This is a genomic window from Ammoniphilus sp. YIM 78166 (assembly GCF_004522215.1).
Classification (GTDB): Bacteria; Bacillota; Bacilli; order Aneurinibacillales; family RAOX-1; genus YIM-78166.
On the sequence record NZ_SDLR01000027.1, the window covers coordinates 1 to 6,257 of the forward strand.

A 6,257-nucleotide genomic window follows, 5' to 3' on the forward strand; every position below is an offset into this window, starting at 1 on the left:
CGCTCGATTTTCTCGTTTTTACGGTAAATTCGAACGTTTTTGAGATGAAATTTTCACATCACTAGCGAGTGGAATTCTAAATAACTGTCTTTCCATACAAAGTGGATTCTTTACAGATGTACGATTCTATTAAATATTTATTTTGATCATATAAATAAATGTTTAAAAACAGAAAATCAAGGAGATTAATGATCTTAGAGGTGAAGATCATGAGAGAGTCCCTTAAACAAAGAAGTAAATTTGGAAAATGGCTTGAAACGAAAGGTATTAAACAGAGTTGGATAGCTAATCGCAGTGGAATAAGTAAAGGTACAATATGTCAATTGGCCAATGATGAAAATCGTTTTCCAACCATAAAGAATGCTCATAGAATTATTGATACATTAAGGGAAATTGATCCAACGATAGAACAAGTTGACTTCTGGGATACATAGATGTTCCTTGTTATTTGTTCCTTATTGATACAACATGGATGTTTCATTTCAACAGGTTTTCAAGTCATGAGGTTTAAACACCTTTTTCATATATTTTTACGAATGGAAAGTAGGAATCTCTATGTTTTTCAAAAAACGGTTTGGCAAAAACAAAAAAATAAACAAACAACAGCAGGTTGAAAAGCAGCAGGTTCCTATCTCTTCAGATTTGAATCAAAATATTGAATGGATTCGTTCGATTTATTCAGATTGCTCGGATGTTGTTTTCCGCTCGTTTATGATCGGCGGCAAAAAAAAGGCGGTCCTCATTTATATAGAAGGTATGTCGAACATCGAAGAAATGAATACGAGTGTTCTTTCCCCCTTGATGCAGGAGTCAGCCGGGAAATGGAACAGTACCCATGAATTGCTGGAAACGAAACTGACCGTAACCAAGGTGAAAGAAGTCCTCACTTTTGCCGAATGCATAGAACACATCTCGATTGGCAATCCGGTGCTGCTGATCGACCGGGAAAAGCTGGGATTCTCATTGAGTCTGGCAAAATGGGAGAAGCGCTCCATTCAAGAACCGACAGCTGAATCTGTAGTACGGGGGGCACGCGACGGGTTTACAGAAACATTGGGCGTAAATACGTCGCTTCTAAGACGAAAGTTGAAAACCCCTCAATTAAAAATGAAATCGCTAAAAGCCGGTAGATACACTCAAACCGAAATGGTGCTTGCTTATATTGAAGGAATTGCTGATCCCACCCTGATTGAAGAAGTAACAGCACGAATCCAGCGAATAGAGATGGACGGGGTACTGGAAAGCGGATATATCGAAGAAATGATTGAAGACAATCCCTTTTCCCCGTTTCCTCAAACCCTCAATACAGAGCGTCCGGATGTGGCGGTTTCCCACCTCTTGGAGGGGAAGGTCGTGATCCTGGTGGATGGTACTCCATTTGCCCTAATCGTTCCAACAACCCTTTATGCCTTGCTGCAAGCTGCTGAAGATTATTATGAACGGTGGATGATCGGAACGGCCATCCGCTGGCTGCGCTTTTTGTTCCTACTGATTGCGCTTCTGCTTCCTTCGCTGTATGTGGCCGTTATGACATATCACCAGGAAATGGTGCCGACGTCACTCTTGATCAGCATGGCCGCCGCCCGGGAACAGGTTCCTTTTCCGGCGCTGATCGAAGCGCTGATCATGGAGATTACGTTTGAAGCCCTGCGCGAGGCAGGGCTTCGCCTGCCTAAACAGATTGGGGCTGCCGTCAGCATTGTCGGCGCCCTGGTCATCGGACAAGCAGCCGTGCAAGCCGGTCTCGTTTCCGCTCCCATGGTCATGGTCGTGGCCATTACGGGGATCGCTTCCTTCACGTTTCCCCGCTATACGGGGGGGATCGCACTGAGGATGCTGCGTTTCCCTATGATCATTCTTGCCGGAACATTAGGATTGCTCGGGGTGATGCTCGGCATCATCGCCATTATCACCCACTTATGTACCTTGCGTTCATTCGGGGTTCCCTACCTCAGTCCGATGGCTCCCATGAAGGGGAAGGAAATGAAAGACGTCCTTATTCGGGCGCCATGGTGGATGCTAAACACGCGGCCGCGCCTGACCGGAGAGGCTAACCCACACCGCCAGGCTCCGGGTCAGAAACCCGGTCCGACTAGAGGGGGTGAGAAGGAGTGATCGAGAAAGGGAAAATTTCCGCTTTGCAGATGGCGTTCATGATGTACCCATTGGTGGTCGCCACGGGCGATCTGCTGATACCGGCGATTACCGGCAAGCTTGCCGAGCGAGATATGTGGCTCTCGCCGATATGGGCTTCCCTCGGCGGTTTTCTTACGGTGTATGTTGTCTATCAATTAAGCCGGCTCTATCCAAAGCAGACGATCATCCAATACAGCCAGCAGATTGCCGGCAGGATACCGGGGAAATTGCTCGGTTTTTTGATTTTGTTTTATATCTATTATGCCGACAGCATGATTCTTAGACAGTACGGGGAGTTTGTCGTCGGTATTTTTCTTCCCACCACGCCCATGATCCTGGTCATCGGTAGCATGACCTTGCTCAGTGCCTTTGCTGTGGGCGGAGGAGTAGAGGTTTTGGGGAGAGAATCCCAGATGTTCGTTCCAATTGTAATTCTATTTTGGATCCTGACCATCCTCCTGACCCTGCCGGATATGGAAACGGACAACATGTTTCCCATCCTGGCGAAGGGCATTATGCCTTCTCTTCTGGGGTCCATTCCTCCCATGGGCTGGTTTACCCATTTCATGGTACTTGCTTTTCTCCTTCCCTTTTTAGGGGAAGGGGAGAAAGGATTGAAATGGGCGAATATATCTGTCATCGCCATTATGGTCACCTTGGCTGCCATCAATATCGCCGTGCTTCTTGTTTTCGGTGGTTTGAGCGCCAAGTTAATCTATCCGGCCATGAGCGTTGCCCGCTATATCAGTTTAGCCGACTTTTTGGAGCATCTGGAGTCGATTACCATGGCCATATGGGTAGTAGGTGTATTTCTGAAATTTTCTGTGTATTATTATGCTCTTGCTCTAGGGACGGCTCAATGGCTGAATCTTTCCGATTACCGTCCAGTCGTCTTTCCGCTTGGTTTTTTATTGGCGGCGTCCAGCATATGGATGGGACCTAATCTGTCCTATTTAGCCTCTTTTTTAGGAACGATTGCACCTTTCTATAACATCAGCAGTGAACTGCTTATCCCTATTCTGCTCTTGCTTATCGCGCTTCTGCGGAAAAAGAATCAGCAGAAAAAGGGGGCACAGCAGGCATGAAGGACGTTGATCTCCGTAAATTAAAAACGATTCACGCCATTCCACTGCTACTGGGACTTCTAATCCTTCCCGGGTGCTGGGACCGCAAGGAAGTAAATGACATTGCGATTGTGACCGCGGTCGGCATTGACAAAAAAGGGGAAAAAACGATCGAGCTGACGGTAGAATTTATCATCCCCAGGATGGTTGGCGGCGGGCAGCAGGGCTCAGGGGGAAGCGGTGGAGGCAAACCGTTTGAAGTCAGATCGGATACAGGAGTAACACTGGCTGATGCAATGTCCAAGCTTCAGGAAAAAATTCCCCGCAAGCTCTTCTGGGGACATACAGAGGTGGTTGTGATTGGCGAGGCATTGGCCAAAGAGGGTATTCTCGAGCATTTTGACTTTTTTTCCCGATTTGTGGAGCCTCGCCTGCGCTCTTCCGTATTTGTCGCCAAAAAGGCATCGGATATCATGAAGGGAGTCCCTCCCCTTGAGCTGTATACTGCCGAACAACTTCGGGAATTGGTAAATCTCGGGTTCGGAATGATGGTAACGACGAAAGATCTGCTGCAGATGCTAGGCGGAGAAGCCGGGGCTGCCGTAATGCCTTGGGTTGAACCGGCACCGGCTCTGATCGAAGAGGAAATCAAAGAGCCATTGGCGGTGTTAAGGGTTAATGGGATTGCGGTTTTTAAAAAGGACAAAATGGTAGGCCGTATGGATGATAAAGTAACCCGGGGCGTGCTGTGGATCAGAAACGAGATCAAAAGAGCCGTCATTACGATCACCCCGGAAGAGGCCGATGGCTTCATATCCATGGACATGCTGCAGGCTAAAACGGAGTTAATACCGAAGCTTGAGGATGGAAAGCTTAAGATCCTGATCAAAGCGGAAACCAAAGACGATCTGATGCAGAACGCAACCAATTTGAACGTGATGAATCCGGATTTTATAGAAAATCTCGAAAAAGAAGCGGAAACCGATCTGAAAAACCGCATCCGGATGGCCCTTGACCAGGGACAGAAGAAGATGAATGCAGATATTTTCGGGTTTGCCGAAGCATTTTACCGAAATTACCCGAAAGAGTGGGAGGATATGAAGGACCATTGGGAGGACCTCTTTCCCCAAGTGGAGGTCAGCATCGAAGCCAAAGTGAAAATCCTCCGACCTGGGTTAAGTAGCGTCCCGGGATTACCGGAAAAAGAGGTGAAGAAAAAGTGAAATTCGGAGCAATGTTAGGGATCCTATTCGTTGTCCTGCTGATAACTTTATTTGAATGGCCCAAAATTAATCCAAACCAGAAAAAGGAGAAGGCGGCCTTTGTGGCTTTAACCGCAATGGGCTTTCTTCTCTCCGTACTGCTTTTGTACTTCCCGGAAATGCCCGGACCACCTAAGCTAATTGAAGCGATATATAAGCCTCTTGGTAAGATTCTTGAGAAATAGACATAAATAAAATCAATAGCTAAATATACGAACAAAAGCCGGTTTTTCCGAAGGAAAAGTCGGCTTTTCATTTTCCAAAATATGTCTTACATACTTTCCGCGTTTTGTTGGTATAACCTCTGTTTGCTTTTACTAAGATTTTTGTTTAGGTGTATTAACTGATAATTGTTCCATTTTTTGTACCAACCACTTAAGAGACACTGCTATAATAAGATATATTGGAAATGAATACCAATATTTCCATGTATGTAATTGGTATATCCCTAACTTCACAAGCAATGGTTCAAAAATAAAGGAATAGGTAGTTGCCAAAACCAATTTCGCTTTTAGAAACGATTTCCAAGTATGAAAATATTGAAATAATATCATGTTCAAAACGGCAACTATCGATATGTCGAAAGGAAAAATTGGAGGAATCATGGGTAATAGACTATTTGGATACCCCCACCAAACTAAATTAATGCCAACAATGTTTAATATAATTGCCACAACACCCACCATAAGACCGTAGGTGAGTATTTGAAAGAGTTTGCTTTTATCGACTATTTTCCACCATATGAACAATGGAAGTAATGCTAATATGAGATTTAACCACCAATTAAACTGAAACAATTCAGTATGAAGCCAATGCTCGATTGTTGCTTCTTTTAAAGTTATTCGTATTTTCTCGATTTCATCATATGAAGGATAAGTCATTTTCGTTAATTCTCCTGTTATTTCTACATGTTTGAAGACACACATAATTGTTTCCTTAATTTAGTCTTGTTAAACGGGAACGATTGTTGAGGAGCAGTGTGCCATCGCTTGCTTCCCTTTGTTATTGAGGTATTGGGCAACATCCTGTAATAACAGGAAGACGTAAAAATCATCAAATTTTATGGAGTTGTTGTTTGGTGCAGGGAAATGAAAGATGGTATTTACAAGTATGGATTAGAACTTTTCATTCACGAAAGTGAGTGTTCTTTTTTAGCCAGAATGTTGAATGATTTCACCCTATTGTTACGAAAAAGTCCCCTTGTTCCCAATTGTCGATTTATAAAAATAGATAAAATAAATTATTTGAAGTCCCAATTGCAAACGTGAATATTTAATTAGCAGTTATCTTCTATATAAGTTGAACTTACAATTTCCCTAGAAGGATTTTCCACCTCCGTACGTCGAAGAGATTATCAAATCTCATACGAACGGGTGATATATCTTGGAGAATACGAAAACGGATTTAAAAGCGGTCGAGTAACAAATCAAACAATCAAAAGACCGGCGGACGTATGAACGGTATCAAACCATCCGGCTTCCTCTTATGGGAAATACGGTCAGCCAGATTGCTCTCATTCTGGGAAGAACGAACAAAACAATCAAAGCTTATATTGACGCCTACAAGGAACAAGGACTTAACGGTTTAATCATGAAACGATCGACAAGAAAGCCAACGCGTTTAACCAAAAACCATTTCGGGAATCGATAGAGGAATAAACGAATAAAAGACGGTTCTTCTTTTCTAAGCGTAAGAGAATCGTCTTTTTGGTTTCCAAAATATGTCTTAGCGTATGTTTTCCGCGTTTTGTTGGTACTACCCCATGCCCATCAAGCTAAGGAGTAGGGTAAAAGCA

Annotated in this window: 7 protein-coding genes; 6 read left to right on the plus strand and 1 reads right to left on the minus strand. The window is 44.0% G+C overall.

Going from position 1 to position 6,257, the window contains the following annotated elements; genetic code table 11:
- Positions 1-209: 209 nt before the first annotated feature.
- The 5 genes from EIZ58_RS32500 to EIZ58_RS32520 all read left to right on the plus strand — a co-directional run bounded on the left by EIZ58_RS32500 (position 210) and on the right by EIZ58_RS32520 (position 4,647).
- On the plus strand, positions 210-434 hold the full coding sequence (locus EIZ58_RS32500) for a helix-turn-helix domain-containing protein (protein ID WP_134705201.1): 225 nt from the start codon (positions 210-212) through the stop codon (positions 432-434).
- Positions 435-555: 121 nt separating this feature from the next.
- Positions 556-2,115 carry a spore germination protein gene (locus EIZ58_RS32505; RefSeq protein WP_134705202.1) on the plus strand — a complete coding sequence of 520 codons (1,560 nt, stop codon included), beginning with the start codon at positions 556-558 and terminating at the stop codon, positions 2,113-2,115.
- Positions 2,112-3,221 (plus strand): GerAB/ArcD/ProY family transporter, encoded by a 1,110-nt coding sequence (locus EIZ58_RS32510; protein ID WP_205672449.1) that lies wholly within the window; start codon positions 2,112-2,114, stop codon positions 3,219-3,221. Before EIZ58_RS32505 ends, EIZ58_RS32510 begins: the two co-directional genes overlap by 4 nt.
- Positions 3,218-4,423, plus strand: a complete 1,206-nt coding sequence (locus EIZ58_RS32515; protein ID WP_134705203.1) for a Ger(x)C family spore germination protein — start codon at positions 3,218-3,220, stop codon at positions 4,421-4,423. The genes EIZ58_RS32510 and EIZ58_RS32515 overlap by 4 nt, the downstream gene beginning before the upstream one ends.
- Positions 4,420-4,647, plus strand: a complete 228-nt coding sequence (locus tag EIZ58_RS32520; protein WP_134705204.1) for a hypothetical protein — start codon at positions 4,420-4,422, stop codon at positions 4,645-4,647. Before EIZ58_RS32515 ends, EIZ58_RS32520 begins: the two co-directional genes overlap by 4 nt.
- Positions 4,648-4,779: 132 nt before the next feature.
- Here EIZ58_RS32520 and EIZ58_RS32525 read toward each other — a convergent pair whose 3' ends face one another.
- A complete protein-coding gene (locus EIZ58_RS32525) occupies positions 4,780-5,343 on the minus strand; it encodes a CBO0543 family protein (RefSeq protein WP_134705205.1) in 564 nt (187 codons plus the stop codon).
- A 544-nt stretch (positions 5,344-5,887) separates the two neighbouring features.
- Between EIZ58_RS32525 and EIZ58_RS35300 the strand changes: the two genes are divergently transcribed.
- The gene (locus tag EIZ58_RS35300) at positions 5,888-6,112 is read left to right on the plus strand and encodes a helix-turn-helix domain-containing protein (protein ID WP_370297890.1); all 225 of its coding nucleotides are present in this window, start codon (positions 5,888-5,890) and stop codon (positions 6,110-6,112) included.
- The last annotated feature ends 145 nt before the right edge of the window (positions 6,113-6,257 follow it).